The sequence below is a fragment of the Actinomycetospora sp. genome (assembly GCF_055612215.1).
Map to the genome: position 1 here is coordinate 1 of NZ_JBVPVA010000957.1, position 1322 is coordinate 1322.

The 1322-nt window shown below is 75.6% G+C and carries 1 protein-coding gene; it reads left to right on the forward strand.

All coding sequences use genetic code 11. The features are described 5' to 3' along the window. The coding region (locus tag AC0CYZ_RS26110; protein ID WP_472220776.1) for a xanthine dehydrogenase family protein molybdopterin-binding subunit at positions 1-1161 on the forward strand (1161 nt) is incomplete at its 5' end. Between the last annotated feature and the right edge of the window lie 161 nt (positions 1162-1322).

Here is a 1322-nt window from a genome sequence, read left to right on the forward strand (position 1 = left end):
TACGACTCGGGCGAGTACGCGAAGTCGCTGGACAAGGCCCTGGATCTCGCCGGGTACGACGACCTGCGCGCCGAGCAGGCCCGCCGTCGGGAGCGCGGGGACCGGCTAGCGCTCGGCATCGGCCTGGCGGTCTACGTCGAGGTCACCGCGGGCGGTGGTGGCCCGCAGGAGTACGGGAAGGTGGCCGTCGACGACGACGGCGGGGCCACGGTCTCCGTCGGGACCTCCGCGCACGGGCAGGGGCACGCGACCTCGTTCGCGATGATCGTCGCCGACCGGCTCGGCATCCCGATGGACCAGGTGCGCTTCGTCCAGTCCGACACCGCCGTCGTGCCGCACGGCGGCGGGACGGGCGGCTCGCGGTCCCTGCAGCTGGCCGGGTCGAGCGTGCTGGTCGCGGCGGACACCGTGATGGAGCGGGCGCGCGAGGTCGTGGCGACGGTGCTGGAGGCCTCGCCCGACGACGTCGTGGTCACCGAGGACGGTCGCGTCGGCATCGCCGGTGTGCCGGACCGGGCGCTCACGTGGCGCGAGGTCGCGGCCGCCGCGCACGAACAGGACGTGTCGCTGGCCGAGGCCCGCGACGAGTCCCAGCCCGGCGCGACCTACCCGTTCGGCGCGCACGTCTCGGTCGTCGAGGTGGATCTCGACACCGGCCGGGTCGTGCCGGTGCGCCACGTCGCGGTGGACGACTGCGGACGCGTGCTCAACCCGACGCTCGTCGCGGGCCAGCAGCACGGCGGTCTCGCCCAGGGCATCTCGCAGGCGCTGTGGGAGGGCTTCTCCTACGACGAGGACGGCAACCCGACGACCGGCTCGTTCGCGGCCTACCTGCTGCCGACCGCGGTCGAGGTCCCGGCGCTGGAGGCGTCGAGCACCGAGACCGAGACGCCGTACAACCCGCTCGGCGCCAAGGGCATCGGCGAGGCGGCCACGGTCGGATCGACCCCGGCGGTGCAGAATGCCGTGGTCGACGCGCTCGCCCCCCTGGGGATCCGCCACCTCGACATGCCGCTGACCCCGGACCGGGTGTGGCGCGCGGTGCGCGACGCCGAGGCCGGCACCCTCGCCGAGCCGTGGGCCGAGCCGCCGTCGTTCTTCGCAGACCTGCCGGTGCGCGGCGCCTCGGCGGACCCGGAGGCGGCCTCGGTCGACGTCTGAGTTCCGCCGAACCGGCCCCGCGCCGGGGTCGTGCCCGGCACGCTGACCGGCGTGACGGGAGCCGAGCGGGCGGCGCGCGACGCGGTGCTGCAGGAGGTCGCGGACGAGCTGGCCACGCGGGTGCTCGACGACCTGCTCCCGCTCGCGCACCGCCTGCGCGC